Source organism: Amycolatopsis sp. NPDC051372, assembly GCF_040682095.1.
GTDB lineage: Bacteria > Actinomycetota > Actinomycetes > Mycobacteriales > Pseudonocardiaceae > Amycolatopsis.
Genome location: NZ_JBFBAF010000045.1, coordinates 1 through 13,811, shown reverse-complemented (window position 1 = coordinate 13,811; position 13,811 = coordinate 1). Strand labels below are relative to the sequence as shown.

Sequence of the window (13,811 nt, the reverse complement as noted above, 5' to 3'; positions counted from 1 at the left end):
GGGCACCGAAACTGTCGGTGCCCGCCGGTAGCGTGCGTGCCCATGAGTGATCCCCCGGCTTGGGCTTACGAAAAACCGCACGTCACCGCCGCCGACCCGATGTGGGCGGCACGTGGTGCGACCTTGTGCGCCCGCTTGGCCGAGGTGCTCGGGCCATGGCTGGTCGACGGGGTGGAGCACGTCGGGTCCACGTCGGTGCCGGGGTTGGCGGCCAAGCCGGTGGTGGACGTGATGGCATCGGTGCGCGACGTCGATGCGGTGGTGGCTTCCGCTCTTGGGGTCCTTTCGGCAGACGGGTGGGCCTACGTGCCGCCGTCCCTCGACGTCAGCGCGCAATGGCGGCGGTTCTTCGTGCTACCCGACACCACCAACGAGCACCGGCTGGCGCACCTGCACCTGATCCCCGCCGGCCACCCGCGTTGGCAGGCCCAGCTCACTTTCCGCGACGCCCTGCGCGCAGACCCGGCGCTGGCCGCGGAGTACGCCGCGCTGAAACACCGCCTGACCACGGAAACCACGGACCGCGAGGCCTACACCGCAGGCAAAACAGACTTCGTCACCCGCGTCCTGACGCGCCACGGGGTGGTGATCGCGCCCATGGAATGAGGTGCGCGAACCCGACCACGGCGCGAGATCGCGCCGGTTTCCGAATTCAGCGGTGCGATCGGCCCCCGGCCGATCAGACCGCTGAATTCGGAAGCCGGCTCAAAGGCGATCTCGCACGCCTCGGCGGAGCCGAGGCAGAAAAATACAGCCGAGGCAGAAATTACGGCCGGAGCATCGACAAGAGCAGGTCCGCGAATTGGTCCCCCACCTCGCGCGCCGACAGCGACCCACCTCGGCGATACCACGTGCCCAGGTGGTGGACCGAGCCGAAGAAGAAGTCCACGACCAGGTCCGCGGGCTTGTCCGTACGGAACTCGCCGGAAGCCTGGCCTTCTTCGATCAGGCGGCGGAACCGTTCGTGGTACTTGCGGCGTTCGGCGCGCACGGCTTTGCGCTTGTCGGCGCTGAGCTGGTGCATGGACTGCAAGAAGATGGTGTTGTCGTCGAGGTTGTCGATGCTGCTGACGACCACGTCTGACGCGGCGGCGGCCAGGCGTTCGCGCAGGGGCGCGGCGCTGGAGGCGACGCGTTCGAGCTGGGAGGTCTGCTCGCGCAGCACGCGGGCGTAGATCTCGTAGAGCAGGTCGTCCTTGGAGCCGAAGTAGTGGTACATGGCGCCTTTGGTGACGCCGGCGGCCTCGACGATCTCCTGCACCGACGTGCGGTCGAAGCCTTTCTTCGCGAAGAGCTTCGTCGCGTGCTGAAGCAGGCGGCGAGGCACCGCGGGCGACTCGTCGGAGACGACGGCCTTGCGCGTGCCGGCCCGGGTCATCGCCACACCCCCTCCGGGAACTCAGAGAACAGCCAGCCTACCGGCCGAGGCCGGTCAGTACGCGCCCCCGTGGTCGAGCAGGCGGCGCGGGTTGTCGACGAGCATCGTGGTGAGGTCGGTTTCGCTGACGCCGCGTTCGCGCAGCGCCGGGAGCACGTCGTTGGTGATGTGGAGGTAGTGCCAGTTGGGCAGCACGGCCTCGCGTACCGGTGCCTCGAGCCAGTCGAAGTAGCACGACGCGTCGTGCGAGAGCACCATGCTGCGGGCGTACCCGCGCTCGCACATCGCCGCGACCGTCGCCACGCGCTGTTCGAACGGCAGGTACACGTCCACGCCGAAGCGGTCCATGCCGAGTATCGAACCGCGGTCGGCCAGGGCCGTGAGGTAGCCGAGGTCGGCCGAGTCGCCGCTGTGCCCGATCAGCACGCGGCTCAGGTCCACGCCCTCGGACTCGAACACGTCCTGCTGCTCCAGCCCGCGCCGCGTGCCCGCGTGCGTGTGGGTCATGATCGGCACGCCAGTGGCCCGGTGGGCCTTCGCGACCGCGCGCAGCACCCGCTCGACGCCGGGCGTCATGCCGGGCTCGTCCGTGGCGCACTTGAGGATGCCGGCCTTCACGCCCGTGCCGGCGATACCCTCGGTGATGTCGCCGACGAACATCGCGACCAGCGGGTCGTCACCGCCGAGCATCGTGCCCGGCCCGCGCAGCGAGAGGTAGTGCGGCACCTCGTTGTAGGTGTACAGACCCGTCGCCACGACGATCTGCAGGCCCACCTCCGCGGCGACCTTCTGCACGCGCGGCACGTAGCGCCCCAGCCCGATCACCGTCGGGTCCACGATCGTGTCGATCCCGGCGTCCTTGAGCGCCTGCAGCTTCGCGATCGCCTCAGGCACGTGCACGGACTCGTCGAACCCGTCGTGCTCCGGGTAGTTGGTCACGAATTCCGGGCTCAGCACGAAGATGTGCTCGTGCATGAGGACCTTGCCCAGCGCCGCCGCCTCGACCGCACCGCGGACCGTCTCGACCACCGTCACGTCCTCCTAGCCTCGGGCGCGCAACTCGCGCCTCAGGATCTTCCCGCTCGTGGTCTTCGGCAGCTCGGCCAGCACCTCGACCGATCGGGGGTACTTGTAGGCGGCCAGCCGCTCCCGGCAGTAGGCCATCAGCTCGTCCGGATCGGGCGCCACGCCCGGCGCCACGCTCACGTACGCCTTCACCGTCTCGCCGCGGTACTCGTCCGGCACCCCCACCACAGCGGCCTCGCGGACGCCGGGGTGCGTGTACAGCACGTCCTCGACCTCGCGCGGCCACACCTTGAACCCGGAGGCGTTGATCATGTCCTTCTTGCGGTCCACGACGTAGACCCAGCCACGCTCGTCCATGAACCCGACGTCGCCGGTCAGCAGCCGCCCGCCGGGCAGCGCCTCGGCCGTGGCGTCGGGCCGGTTCCAGTAGCCGGGCACGACCATGGGTCCTTCGACGGCGATCTCGCCCGCCTCGCCGAACGGCAGCTCCGTGCCGTCGTCCGCGAGGATCCGCACGATCACGCCGGGCACCGGCAGCCCGATCGACAACGTGCCCGAGACCGGGTCGACCGGCGCCTCGACACCGCTGGGCACCACGACGCAGCCGGCCGTGGTCTCGGTGAGGCCGTAGCCGTTGTGGATGTACTGGCCGAACCGGTCGCGGAACGTGTTGACCACCGCCGGAGGCAGCGCTGCGCCGCCGGAGTACAGGGCGTCGAACGACGCGAAGTGCTCGGGGCTGACGTCCGGGTGCGCCATCAACGCCATGTACGCCGTCGACGGGCCGACCATGTACGCCGGCTTGTGCTCCAGCAACGCGCCGAGCACCACGCCGGCTTCGAAGCGGTAAGCGAGCGCCAGCGTGCCGGCGATCTCGATGGCGTAGGCGACCTCGCACACCATCCCGGTGATGTGGAACAGGGGCGCGAGCGCGAACACCGTGGCGCCCGGTTCGACGCGGCCGGCGCCCGCGAGGATCACGGCGTTGGTGCCGAGGTTGCCGTGGGTGTTGGTGGCGCCCTTGGGTTTCCCGCTCGTGCCGGACGTGTAGCTGATCAGCGCGACGTCGTCGAGGCCGAGCCCGGGGTCGCGCGGCGGATCACCGGGCGTCGAGCGCAGCACCTCGAGCAGGTCGGCCGCGCCCGGCGTCGCCTCGCGGCGCACCTTGCCGAGCACGCGCTCGTCGTCGCGGGTCTGCAGGTCGAGCTCGCTGGTGGTCACGGCGATCGTCACGGAGCTGTCCGCCACGAGCGCGCCGACGTAGTCGTGCCACGCGGCTTGTGAGCAGACGAGCGCCGTCACGCCGGCGTCGGTCAGCACGTGGCTCAGTTCGCCCGCGCGGTACATCGGGTTGACCGGCACCACGATCCCGCCGGCTTTCCATGCGCCGAGCAGGGCGATCACGAACTGGGGAATGTTCTGCAGCACCAGCGCGAGCCGGTCGCCGCGACCGAACCCGGAGGCGGTGAGGTGGCGGGCGAAGGCGTCGGAGAGTTCGTCCAGCTCGCGGTAGGTGATCCGGGAGTCGAAGTACGCCAGCGCCGTGGTCTCCGGCGCCTGCGCGACGGCGCGGCGGAAGGTGGCCAGCGGCGTGGTCGGCGTGAACTCGCTCGCCGCGGCGCGCTGCTCGTCGTAGCTCGCGAGCCAGGGCTTCGCGTCGTACCAGCTCATCCCGCGGCCTCCCTCGGACACCGACCAGTCGGTATGGGGACGCTAGAGAGCCCGCGGGCCGTGCGTCAACCCCATGTACCCGGAACGGGCAAGCCGGAACGCACGGACGGGCACGCGAGGCGCAAGCGACCCCATGCGGCGTTCGGTGCGCCCAACTCACCGAATGCGAAGTCTTATTTGGTTGCATAACTGTGACCTGGGCATCTGCGGCCAAACGATCGCTGGCAGCTGCCTGCCACCTGACCGACTTGGTGGCAGGCAGCTCCTGCTGCCGGGCATCATGGGCCTCGTGAATGAGCCTCGCGGCGCGGCTTCGCAGTACAACGGCCCGGCGAACTACGCCGATCAGTTGCGGCAGCAATCGGCAGCGTTCCGGTTGTGTTCCGAACAGGAGAGCGGGCACACCACGATGTTCGCGGGGCTTGCCGAGCGTGGCCTTTCTGGCGCTGCCGAGGTGGCCGCCCGTTCTGAGCGGGCGGCGCGGATGCTTGGGCAAGTCGCGTCCGTGGCGGCCGCGCAGGCCATGGCATACGACGAGATGATCGCGGCCGGTGGCCCCGAAGACTCTCGCGCCTACGTTGAGTACGAGGCAATAACCCGCCGCCTCAGCGCGCTGCTGCCTACCGACAACCTCACGGACTGAGGTGCCGGGCAGTACAGGGCCGGGTCGGGTCGCGGTATCACAACCCGTCCCAGCTCTGGGACGGGTCTGGATCGGCGTCTAGCAGGCAAAACGCGGGTGGGACGGGTGGGACGGGGCGTCGGGGAAACCCGTCCCACCCTGCTTTAGTGCCCCGCTTGCGCGCCATACGAGAGAGGTGTCCCGCCCACTTGTCCCGGCCTGTCCGGAGCGCTTCCTCACTGCTGGTTGTTTGTCCGCGCCGAGCGGACTGCGGACGAGGCCAGCGACATGAGGCGTTCCCAACTGGCGAGGTGCATGGCCAACTGGTCGATGCCGCAGTCCGTGATGCGCCACGACGATCGTCGCCCGTCTGATGACGGCCGGGTGTCGAGGTAGCCAGCTGCGCGCAGGGTGGTCAGTTGCTTGGACAGAACGGGCGGACTCAACCTCAGCGACGCGCGCAGAGCGGCGAACTCGTGCCATTGCTGGTCGACGAGGGTGGCCACGATGAGCATCCGCACCGGCGGGACGAGGACCGGGTCAATTCCGTCAGTGAAGCCTTTGACGCGGACGAATCTCGCCATCAGGCGCCTGCTGTCAGCTCGGGGGCAGGCGGTGCGTGGCGCAGGCACTCCGTGCAGGGCATCCCTCGCAGCGCGTCCATGAGCTCGAGTTCGCCAGGGCCGAACTCCGCGCCGCAGACTGCGACGAGCCGGGCTGGTGTTTCGCCCGAGGGAGGAACGGCGAACAGGTGCACCACCCGGCGCGTTTCTCCCACTGTTCCGCGCAGAGGCCGGGCCAGAAACACGTGCCCGGTCACTGCGTACCGCCCGTGGCGGCCGAGGTTGCGCCGAGAACGCGCACGGCACGTTGGCCCCTGTGGCGAAGCCGGGACCACAGCGAGGCCCTGCGGTGTCGGGTTCGCCGGGGCTGTCGCGCTGGCGCTCGGACCAAAGTTCGGGCGGAGACATAGGTCCAGCAAGCCCTGCACCGCGAGCCTGGTGCCTGCAGCATCGAACCCACGACGACGACATGGCCGCAGACCGCCGGATAACAACCCTCGGAGCCAGTGCGCCGTCCCTGCGCGAACTGCTCGTCCGTGATTGCATGATCGCGCCCGTCACGGGCGCAGGTATGCCAAGCCACGTAGAGCCGGTACTCGTCGGTTGCCACTGTTCGGTCCCTTCCGCCGGCCGCAGAACCAGCGCCCTATCACCTGCTTTGAGCTGATATAAGCGTGTATGGTGGAGCTATTTCAGCGAAGGCCATACGCGGGCCGGAGCAGGGCCATTGCGGGGACACGGGGAGAGGCATGGCGGCTAACGAACGCGCACGACGTCCTCGGACGCTGCTTGAGCAGCGGATCTGGCAGCGTAATCAGTCGCTTGCGGAGTTCACGGAGGAAGCAGAGGAGTTCGCACGCCGTTCTGGAGAATCCGGCACGCTCAGCGAACGAAACCTCAAACGTCTGGTCGCCGGGCATCGGACAGACGGCGCGCGGATCGGCCGCCCACGCCCCGCTACGGCACGGTTGCTCGAACGGATCTTCGATACCGGCATCGACGAACTTTTGACCCCGCTCGAATCAACGACCAGCGAGGTAACAGGCGAGCACGAGCTGAACGCCGCCTTCGCCACTTCGCGCCGGGTCACTCCAGATGTGGTCGCCCTCTTCCACAGCCAGCTTGAGGCGGTGCGGCAACTGGACCGGCGGCTCGGCGCCATCACCGCTTATGACGAGGTCGCGGTCAAGGTCGACCAGGTATCGCGATTGCTCTCCTACAGCTTGGCTGCCGGGACACGCAAGAACCTTGCCGCGCTGCTCGCGGAGTTGAGCGCCCTCGCCGGGTGGCAGGCCCTCGACCGTGGCCAGATCTCCACGGCCTGGGACCACTACGAACGCGCGAAGCAGGCCGCGAGTCAATCCGGTGATCCCGCCCTTGAGACGCACACAGAGGCCGAACGAGCTTTCGTACTGCTGGATCTCGGACAAGCGAGCGAGGCCGCCGAAATGCTGGCGACGGCCGAAGACCATGCGCGAGGAACCACCGGCCACACGCTGCGCGCCTGGCTGGCTGCCGCGCACGGCGAAGCGCTCGCCGCGTGCGAACTACGCTCGGCAAGCCTGCGTGCCTTCGATCGCGCAGAATCGCTGCTGCCGCCCCGTCCAGCGCCTGATGACGGCCCTTATGTCGTTCTCGATGACGTCCACCTCGCACGCTGGCGTGGGAACGCTCTCGCCCGCATTGGCGAGCCGGAAGCGGTCAATGTCCTCACCGATGCCCTGCATGAGCTAGACCCCACGTTCACCCGCGCCGAGGCCGGACTACGTGTCGATCTGGCGACCGCGCTTACCGCGAACCGGGAACACGACGAAGCACACACCCACGCCGCGAAAGCACGGACACTGGCCACGGAGATCGGCTCGGCTCGCCAGCTACGCCGACTCGCACGGCTGCCTGCGGTGCAAATCTGACGTCAGGCCCGCATGCTGCGCATCGTGTTGTCCAGGGTCCCGCTGATGTAGTCGGCACTCCCGGGACCACAGGTGATCACGTCCTCGCCATCGGGGCCGTCCTGGAGAACTGTCAGAACACGCCCCTCACTGATCGTGTCCACCACCGTCAGCGGAAGACTCGACGACCGCACCCCATCGGTCCTGTTGGCCACGTAGAACTGATGCACGGCACTGCGCGGGGCAGCCATCAGCGCGCGAAGTCGCTCAACCGGGTCGGGCGCGGTGTAGTCGCTCGTCACGTCCAAGTCGTACGAGTCGGCGACCCGACTCGACCCGAACTCCGATCGCCGCACGGTGACCTCAGCGAGGCCGGCCGGGCGCACGTCGGGCAGCGTGCCCACGGCGGCCTGGCAGACTCGGCCAGTCGAGATCCTCGCCAGCGTCACCTGGTCATCGTCCACAGTGAACAACAGCCCCGATCGGCCGGTGACTATGGCTAGCGCGGCCGACTTGCGCGCGCTGCGATCGCTGGAGATGCGATAGCACTCGGTATCGGCAGTGGAAACACCCCACAACACGTCCCGGAACTCGCCGGTGAGACGTTTGCGGCGCAAGTCGTAGAACCCGGGTTCGGCAAGTGCCTGCCGGATCAGCTCGTCGAACTGGCCTGACACGTCGTCTTCGAGCCACCACTCCACTACGCCCAGCACAGGATGTGCCGGACCGACATTCTCCCATTCCCACGCCCTGGCCAGCGCCACGCGCGGCACCGTCACCGGTTCGTCTATGAACATGTCGACGTCCGAAGGTGACTACTTGCCGATCACGGGTGGGGTGGCCTTGCCGTCGTAACCGAACAGCGCGTTCGGGTCCGGTTCCAGCAAATAGGAGGCCGACTTCTTTTCCTTGTCCTCTTCCTTGTTGCCTTTGCCGCCCCCGGCGCCCATCGGCATGCCGTTCGCACCGCGAGAACCGGCAGCCCCGGGCCCGCCCCGTCCAGCAGGAGGCTCCTCCGCCGCGCCGAACCGGCCCGCACCCGTCGACCGCCCCGGCCCAGCGAGGTCGCCGGAACGCGAACCTGACCCAGGCATCCCTGCTCCGCGACCACCAGCGCCCGACTCCCCAGAACCGGAACCACCGCTCGTGAAGCCACCGGCAAATCCGGGACTACCGAATCCGGGGCCAGTGCCCGGGCCGTACGACGATGAGCCGCCACCCGGGCCGCCCGGAGTGAACCGTGTCGCGTCACCGCCACCCCGGAACCCACCAGCCGTCGGGTCTGTGGACGGGACGAAACCAGCCGTGTTCGTGCCATCTCCGCCAGGCGTCTGAGCGGCCGGAAGCTGCGCGTAGTTCGACGAACCGGGGCCGCCGCTGTACGGCGAGGACGGCGACGTCGCCGGGGCGCCGTACTGACCCGGCTGCGAGACCCCACCGTCTATACCACCGGAAGAACCCCGCGGCTGCAACGCGGAATGTTGCGCGTTCGTCGCATTCTGATTCGTCGCGGCAGACGAGTTGCCCACCGTGAAGTCGCCCTGCGCGTCGGTAAGCTGGCCGTAGTCGGTCGGCATCCTCTGCGCATTGCCGTCGCTGGTGGAAGTAAAACCTTGGTAGATCTGGTTGTTCTGCTGGATCGCGGCATTACGCGAGTTGATCTGGTCCTCGACGTCGGTGTCCCACGGCGTCACCACGTCGACCAGCCCCCGCTCCGGCGGCGAGTCCGACACTTCCTTCAGCGAGTCCCGAGTGGACTGGAAGGCGTGAGCCTGATCCGTCAAGGTGTTCTGGCTCGTGCCCAAAGCCGTCGAAGACGCGGTAGCCACATTCGCCAGTGGCTGCAGCCCACCCCGGGCCGCGTCACCACTCTGCCCGGACCACGCGGACTCCAACCGGGACACAATAGCCCGCGTGTCCGCCTCGATTCCTTGTTGCTCGGAGGCTTGGGACATGCTGATGTACTGAGCCTCGCCGAGGCTGCCCAGCCCAGCACCGCCCCGGACCCGGCGCACCAGCTCGCCAGGCAAGATCATCTTGCCCTGTTCCTGCTGCTGCTCCATCCACGCCTGCACCACACCAGCCGGACCCGACGCCATCACGAGCCCCCTTTCAACGTGGTGACCGCAAGATCCGCGACCTTCCGCGCATCCTCACACGGATCCCCCGTGCCCACCGCCGAGTTGGCTACCTGCACATCAGCTTCGAAAGCCGCATTGTCGGCGATCCCAACAGCGACACCACACCCGCCCCGTGAGCGATCGTCAGACGGCCCATACGCCACGACGGGATACCCCTGCACCGGAGCCAGGACCTTGAAGAACCCCTGCCCTTGCTTCGCATACACGGTGGCCAATCCGTTTTTCCACGCGTACACCAGCTGGATGCCAACCAAGGAGCCCCGCTCTACGTCATGCCAGTAACAAGCTTTGGCTACTCCCGTGTCCGTCGGCGCGGCGTCGCGCGTGGGTGTGCGCGAGAACAATGTGCCGACCTGAGCAGCAGTGAGGACTGCGCATGCGTCGCCCTGGATCAGCGACGCAGGCAACGGGTTAGAGATTGCTGGGACAGTCGATCCGGTACTCGACACAGGAGGGGCAGCGCTCGACGCGGTAGTCGCCGTTCCCCCCGTAGTGCCTGAGCAGGCGGCGAGCATGCAGGCAACGACGAACGCCCCCGAAGTCCTGCAGATCCTGGATGTCAGACGCATCAGAAACGGTCCCCGTTTCCCTGGACATTGACCGTCTGGGCGGCCTGCTCGTCGTTGGCCGTATGCATCCCGAGCGCCGTCTCGATCTTGCCGATGATCACCGTTACGAAATCATGCTGCTTCGTCAGGAAGTCCAGGTAGGCAAGGCCGGACTTGTTGCTAGCCTCTGTGTTGCGCAGCGACGCCGGATCGTTGCCCGGCGACTCGATTGACCACATGGGCCTTGCCTTATTTCGCTGGACCGTGATTCTGTCAAGCAGGTCGCGAAGGTTCGCAAGTTCGCTGGTCATTGAGGCGCGATCCAAGGTGAACGCCCCGGTAGCCGAACCACCGGACGCGCCTCCGCCACCTCCGCCGGTCACGACGAACCTGGCAGCGTTCACCGCCGCCTGTTCCTGCCCAGCCACTTGCAGCCTCCCCTGACACCGTGGGCACCTCTATCGCACCGATAGTAGCCAATCGGCAACAAACTGTCCCCAGAACGCCATAGATCACCGCAGTGATCGCCCACACCTGTTCTGACCTGGCCGTATAGGTCTACGCGAGGGTTGAACGGAGGCATCCAACAGGCGCGTTCCACGTCCATCGGATGGACGTGGAACGGACGTTGACAGCCCCGTAGGGTGCTGAGCGTGGCTGACGAGCATGGAGCGTGGAAGACCTTCGGTGAGCGGACCGTCTACGACAACAAGTGGGTCCGGCTGGGCCTGACCGACGTGCAGGCGCCGAACGGTGAGCGGTGGGAGTACCACGTGGTGCACCTCGCCCGCATCGCCATCGGCTTGATCGTGGACGAGCAAGATCGGGTGCTCATGCTGTGGCGCTACCGGTTCGCGACGGACCAGTGGGGTTATGAGCTGTTGGGCGGCCTGGTCGAGGATGGCGAAGAGCCCGAGGCGACGGCGGCGCGCGAGATCCGGGAAGAGAGCGGCTATCAGCCCCTCGGCGAGGCCGAGCACCTGATCGGCTTCGAGCCGCTGCCCGGGCAGGTGACCGCGCCGACAGACGTCTACCTGTGGCGCAAGGCCGAGAAGGTCGGCGAGCCGACCGATACCGAGGAAGTCGGGAGGCTGGAGTGGGTTCCCCTCACCCGGATTCCGGAGCTGGCGCTGCGGAAGGAAATCCTCGGCGCAGGAGCCTTGGTACCGCTGCTCTACTACATCGCGTCACGCGGCACCCGGGGCACTGCTGCCGGGCAGGATCAGACCGCTGAGACGTCGTAGCTGCCGATCGGACTTGATCTGCATGGCCAGCCGTCGCGCCTGCCGCGCATGCGCGAGCGCCGCGTCTCGGTCGCCCGCTGCTGCGTAGGCGAACGCCAGGTCGACCAGCATTCCCGTCCTGGCTCGGACGAAGTCCGGCGGCAGGCGCGGCAACGCGTCGGTGATTTGCTGGATGGCGTCTGATTCGCCGAGCTGGCTCAAGGCGTTGCCGCGCCACCGGTCGAGATGTGCTCCACCCAGGAAGAGAAACGGCAACGCCGGGTCTATGGGATCGGTCGGCAGAAGCGTGCCCGCCGCGTCGAATGCGCGTAGCGCCTCGTCGCGTCGGCCCGCTGCGGCGAGGCCTTCGCCGTGCGCTGCGGCCATCCATGATCGCAGCAGTGGCGGTGCTGCCTGCTCGGCCAGCGTGCGGGCTTCCGAGAGTTGACCGACGGACATTTCGACCTCGCCGAGGTCGATCAGGATGAATGCCTGCTGCGCGGTCGAATGGGCGAGCAGGATCGGCGACTCTGCCTCGCGGGCCGCTGACTTGGCAGTTTCGTGGTGCTCCCACGCCTGCCGGATCGCATTGCGGTCGAGCGCTTCCCAGCCTGCCAGGGCCGAGGCCTCGGTCAGCACTACTGCCAACGCGTGGCGTTGTCCGCGCAGTGTGCTGAAGCCGAGCAGACGCTGAAGCTGATCGATGTTGCTGCGCAACTGGTCGAGCAGCGGCACCCCGCCGAGCCTCCGATCAACATGCCGTGCCTGGTCGACCTGGCGCCGGAAGATGTCAACCGACTCAGCGTCGACCGACCGGGCGAGCGCCAGTCGGGACACCAGTTCCTCGGCCTCGTCATCGGTTTCTTCCGGCTCGAATCCGAGTTCTTCGTTCGTGCGTCCGTAAACGTCGCGGAAGAGGCGCCTGTACGGCTGGCTGACGGCCTCGTGCCCGTTTTCCCATCGTGAGACTTTGACCTTGAGACTTGTCGCCGACATGACGGGCACGGCAAGCGCGTCGGCGCGGCGAAGCAGCATCTTGATGACCTCGTCGGCCTTGTATCCGAGCTGCCTGCGCACGGCCTGGAGTCGCGTTTCAGCCATCGGACACGCCTCCGGGATAACCGCTTTGACCTGCGCGGTTAATGGAACTTAATGGATCCGTCGTTAACTTCAGCCACCTGCGAAAAGGCGTCTCACTGTCGTTTCCTTGAGACATGAACGCAGACGGAAACCAGCGAATCCAGCCCGAGCGGTTGACCATCGGACGCCTATTGCTCGTCCCGGCGGCTCAGCACAACAGCGAGGTCGGCCCTCAGCTCTGCGAGGTGTTCGGTGATCTCGGAGAGTCGACGCTCAATCACCGCCAGCCGTGCCGATACCGCATCCTCCATGTCTTCCCGGGGCTGGCTCGGGGCCGGCGGAATGCGGCCGTGCAGCACGGCCAGCAGGTGCTGTGGGTGCAGCCCGAGCGCCAAGGACAACGCTTCAAGCGTGCGGTCGCCGCGCTTGCGCTCCACGGTGTGGTTCTGAATTTCCCGGACGATCGCCTGGGAAACTTGCGAGCGTTCGGCCAGTTCGCGCTGCTTCCACCCGAGCGCCTGCACGCGCTCGTTGATGGTCTTCGCGACCGCCGCCCAGTCTTCCGACACCCATTCCTCCGTGGTCCGCCTCAGCGCCGACATTAGCGCTCGACGGGATTCCGCGGCCCGCGATCAAGGCTGCGTCACGCACCTGGGGCATTCCCATGCCTCTGTGCGACTAAATCAGCTCTCCTTTACCGATTAAATCAGCTCAAAATCTCGAAAGGTCTCATCCATGCAAAACCACAATCCAGACGCCGGTGGACCGGCGTTCTACTCGACAACCCACGCCGCGTGGATTCTCGGTGCCGACCTCAACTCGATCCATCGCGCAATCCGGGTCGGAGAGATCCGCGCCATGCAGCGCCGTTCCCGGCTCGTCATCCCGGCCGCCGAGCTGCGGCGCTTGCTCGGCGGGGGTGCGCGATGACCGAACACACGTACACGGAGATAGCCGCTCGTCTCGACCGGTACACCGACATCCCGAACGATGTGCTCACGAACGTGGTGACCAGGGACGGTCTGTGTTTCTGGGCGTTCGACCGGGAGGGCATGCCCGAACTGACCGGGGACGACCCGCCGGACAGAGAGTTGGCCGCCCGGCTGTGCGCCGGATGCCCGGTGATCGACGAGTGTCTTGAACTCGATCTCCGCACCGCCGGCGCGAACACGCTGGGAGTCTGGGGTGCGCTGCCGGACACTGACCGGCGTGCGCTCTACCCGGTGTGGCTGCGCCGCCGGGGAGGTGAGGCGCGATGACGCTCTCCCTCACACCGATGCAGATCCTCGCCGGAGCTGGTGTCATGTTCGCGTTGTTCGTGGTCTGGCGGTTCGGCGCGCGGAAGGCGCGCCGAGCGGCCGATACGGCACGGGCGGGCGCCCGGGTGGTGTCGCTCGTCGGGCGGGTGCTTTTCACGGGCGCGGCGTTCATAGGCGTTCAGTGGCTGGTGATCACGCATCCGGGCAATCCGACGCTTCTGCTCGTGGTGCTCGGTCTGCCGGACTTGATCGCGGCACACGTCCTGACGCGTGCCCTGACGGTCACGTCGCTCGATAGCACGCGCCGGGGTGGTGGTAGCCCTCGGCGCTGGCCGGGGCATCGGCATGTCCCAGTGTTGCGCCGACCGCGGTGACCGCGGCCGCGGCGAGAGTGTCGCGGTGGGTGTC

The 13,811-nt window shown here is 67.4% G+C and carries 17 protein-coding genes; 7 read left to right on the top strand and 10 right to left on the bottom strand.

Annotated features, from left to right (window positions below):
- Positions 1-42 precede the first annotated feature (42 nt).
- On the top strand, positions 43-606 hold the full coding sequence (locus tag AB0M56_RS44450; RefSeq protein WP_364187895.1) for a GrpB family protein: 564 nt from the start codon (positions 43-45) through the stop codon (positions 604-606).
- A gap of 160 nt (positions 607-766) precedes the next feature.
- Here the strand turns inward: AB0M56_RS44450 and AB0M56_RS44445 are convergent, their stop codons facing one another.
- The 3 genes from AB0M56_RS44445 to AB0M56_RS44435 are packed head-to-tail and all read right to left on the bottom strand — an operon-like array spanning position 767 to position 4,075.
- On the bottom strand, positions 767-1,378 hold the full coding sequence (locus AB0M56_RS44445; RefSeq protein ID WP_364047859.1) for a TetR/AcrR family transcriptional regulator: 612 nt from the start codon (positions 1,376-1,378) through the stop codon (positions 767-769).
- Between the two features lie 54 nt (positions 1,379-1,432).
- On the bottom strand, positions 1,433-2,407 hold the full coding sequence (locus AB0M56_RS44440; RefSeq protein ID WP_364187892.1) for a phosphotriesterase-related protein: 975 nt from the start codon (positions 2,405-2,407) through the stop codon (positions 1,433-1,435).
- A 12-nt stretch (positions 2,408-2,419) separates the two neighbouring features.
- Positions 2,420-4,075, bottom strand: coding sequence for an AMP-binding protein (locus AB0M56_RS44435; protein WP_364187889.1), 1,656 nt, complete (start codon positions 4,073-4,075; stop codon positions 2,420-2,422).
- Between the two features lie 280 nt (positions 4,076-4,355).
- Between AB0M56_RS44435 and AB0M56_RS44430 the strand changes: the two genes are divergently transcribed.
- Positions 4,356-4,718: a hypothetical protein gene (locus AB0M56_RS44430; RefSeq protein ID WP_364187886.1), complete on the top strand. Its 363-nt coding sequence runs from the start codon at positions 4,356-4,358 to the stop codon at positions 4,716-4,718.
- A 215-nt stretch (positions 4,719-4,933) separates the two neighbouring features.
- Here the strand turns inward: AB0M56_RS44430 and AB0M56_RS44425 are convergent, their stop codons facing one another.
- Positions 4,934-5,281, bottom strand: a complete 348-nt coding sequence (locus AB0M56_RS44425; RefSeq protein ID WP_364187883.1) for a transcriptional regulator — start codon at positions 5,279-5,281, stop codon at positions 4,934-4,936.
- A 728-nt stretch (positions 5,282-6,009) separates the two neighbouring features.
- On the opposite strand from AB0M56_RS44425, the gene AB0M56_RS44420 reads away from it, so the two are divergent.
- On the top strand, positions 6,010-7,173 hold the full coding sequence (locus AB0M56_RS44420) for a hypothetical protein (RefSeq protein ID WP_364187880.1): 1,164 nt from the start codon (positions 6,010-6,012) through the stop codon (positions 7,171-7,173).
- A 2-nt stretch (positions 7,174-7,175) separates the two neighbouring features.
- On the opposite strand, the gene AB0M56_RS44415 is transcribed toward AB0M56_RS44420, so the two are convergent.
- Genes AB0M56_RS44415 through AB0M56_RS44400 form a run of 4 tightly spaced genes read right to left on the bottom strand, consistent with a single transcriptional unit; the run spans position 7,176 to position 10,269 of the window.
- Positions 7,176-7,949 carry an ESX secretion-associated protein EspG gene (locus AB0M56_RS44415; RefSeq protein WP_364187877.1) on the bottom strand — a complete coding sequence of 258 codons (774 nt, stop codon included), beginning with the start codon at positions 7,947-7,949 and terminating at the stop codon, positions 7,176-7,178.
- An 18-nt stretch (positions 7,950-7,967) separates the two neighbouring features.
- Positions 7,968-9,215 (bottom strand): hypothetical protein, encoded by a 1,248-nt coding sequence (locus tag AB0M56_RS44410; protein WP_364187875.1) that lies wholly within the window; start codon positions 9,213-9,215, stop codon positions 7,968-7,970.
- Positions 9,216-9,250: 35 nt separating this feature from the next.
- A complete protein-coding gene (locus AB0M56_RS44405; RefSeq protein ID WP_364188024.1) occupies positions 9,251-9,808 on the bottom strand; it encodes a DUF3558 domain-containing protein in 558 nt (185 codons plus the stop codon).
- Positions 9,809-9,861: 53 nt separating this feature from the next.
- Entirely contained in the window at positions 9,862-10,269 is a 408-nt protein-coding gene (locus tag AB0M56_RS44400; protein ID WP_364187874.1) for a hypothetical protein, read from the bottom strand.
- A 225-nt stretch (positions 10,270-10,494) separates the two neighbouring features.
- Between AB0M56_RS44400 and AB0M56_RS44395 the strand changes: the two genes are divergently transcribed.
- The gene (locus tag AB0M56_RS44395; protein WP_364187872.1) at positions 10,495-11,085 is read left to right on the top strand and encodes an NUDIX hydrolase; all 591 of its coding nucleotides are present in this window, start codon (positions 10,495-10,497) and stop codon (positions 11,083-11,085) included.
- Here AB0M56_RS44395 and AB0M56_RS44390 read toward each other — a convergent pair.
- A complete protein-coding gene (locus AB0M56_RS44390; protein ID WP_364187869.1) occupies positions 11,029-12,165 on the bottom strand; it encodes a tetratricopeptide repeat protein in 1,137 nt (378 codons plus the stop codon). The genes AB0M56_RS44395 and AB0M56_RS44390 overlap by 57 nt on opposite strands.
- A gap of 167 nt (positions 12,166-12,332) precedes the next feature.
- Entirely contained in the window at positions 12,333-12,713 is a 381-nt protein-coding gene (locus tag AB0M56_RS44385; RefSeq protein ID WP_364187867.1) for an XRE family transcriptional regulator, read from the bottom strand.
- Positions 12,714-12,879: 166 nt separating this feature from the next.
- On the opposite strand from AB0M56_RS44385, the gene AB0M56_RS44380 reads away from it, so the two are divergent.
- Genes AB0M56_RS44380 through AB0M56_RS44370 form a run of 3 tightly spaced genes read left to right on the top strand, consistent with a single transcriptional unit; the run spans position 12,880 to position 13,777 of the window.
- A complete protein-coding gene (locus tag AB0M56_RS44380) occupies positions 12,880-13,074 on the top strand; it encodes a helix-turn-helix domain-containing protein (protein ID WP_364187864.1) in 195 nt (64 codons plus the stop codon).
- The gene (locus AB0M56_RS44375; RefSeq protein WP_364187861.1) at positions 13,071-13,403 is read left to right on the top strand and encodes a WhiB family transcriptional regulator; all 333 of its coding nucleotides are present in this window, start codon (positions 13,071-13,073) and stop codon (positions 13,401-13,403) included. Before AB0M56_RS44380 ends, AB0M56_RS44375 begins: the two co-directional genes overlap by 4 nt.
- Positions 13,400-13,777 carry a hypothetical protein gene (locus tag AB0M56_RS44370; RefSeq protein ID WP_364187858.1) on the top strand — a complete coding sequence of 126 codons (378 nt, stop codon included), beginning with the start codon at positions 13,400-13,402 and terminating at the stop codon, positions 13,775-13,777. The genes AB0M56_RS44375 and AB0M56_RS44370 overlap by 4 nt, the downstream gene beginning before the upstream one ends.
- Positions 13,778-13,811: the final 34 nt, after the last annotated feature.

What these genes read in the sequence shown, in the direction of transcription:
- AB0M56_RS44450 (WP_364187895.1), top strand. Translation starts at nt 43, where the DNA reads ATGAGTGATCCCCCGGCTTGGGCTTACGAAAAACCGCACGTCACCGCC.
- AB0M56_RS44445 (WP_364047859.1), bottom strand. Translation starts at nt 1,378, where the DNA reads ATGACCCGGGCCGGCACGCGCAAGGCCGTCGTCTCCGACGAGTCGCCC.
- AB0M56_RS44435 (WP_364187889.1), bottom strand. Translation starts at nt 4,075, where the DNA reads ATGAGCTGGTACGACGCGAAGCCCTGGCTCGCGAGCTACGACGAGCAG.
- AB0M56_RS44430 (WP_364187886.1), top strand. Translation starts at nt 4,356, where the DNA reads ATGGGCCTCGTGAATGAGCCTCGCGGCGCGGCTTCGCAGTACAACGGC.
- AB0M56_RS44425 (WP_364187883.1), bottom strand. Translation starts at nt 5,281, where the DNA reads ATGGCGAGATTCGTCCGCGTCAAAGGCTTCACTGACGGAATTGACCCG.
- AB0M56_RS44420 (WP_364187880.1), top strand. Translation starts at nt 6,010, where the DNA reads ATGGCGGCTAACGAACGCGCACGACGTCCTCGGACGCTGCTTGAGCAG.
- AB0M56_RS44415 (WP_364187877.1), bottom strand. Translation starts at nt 7,949, where the DNA reads ATGTTCATAGACGAACCGGTGACGGTGCCGCGCGTGGCGCTGGCCAGG.
- AB0M56_RS44410 (WP_364187875.1), bottom strand. Translation starts at nt 9,215, where the DNA reads ATGGAGCAGCAGCAGGAACAGGGCAAGATGATCTTGCCTGGCGAGCTG.
- AB0M56_RS44405 (WP_364188024.1), bottom strand. Translation starts at nt 9,808, where the DNA reads ATGCTCGCCGCCTGCTCAGGCACTACGGGGGGAACGGCGACTACCGCG.
- AB0M56_RS44390 (WP_364187869.1), bottom strand. Translation starts at nt 12,165, where the DNA reads ATGGCTGAAACGCGACTCCAGGCCGTGCGCAGGCAGCTCGGATACAAG.
- AB0M56_RS44380 (WP_364187864.1), top strand. Translation starts at nt 12,880, where the DNA reads ATGCAAAACCACAATCCAGACGCCGGTGGACCGGCGTTCTACTCGACA.
- AB0M56_RS44375 (WP_364187861.1), top strand. Translation starts at nt 13,071, where the DNA reads ATGACCGAACACACGTACACGGAGATAGCCGCTCGTCTCGACCGGTAC.
- AB0M56_RS44370 (WP_364187858.1), top strand. Translation starts at nt 13,400, where the DNA reads ATGACGCTCTCCCTCACACCGATGCAGATCCTCGCCGGAGCTGGTGTC.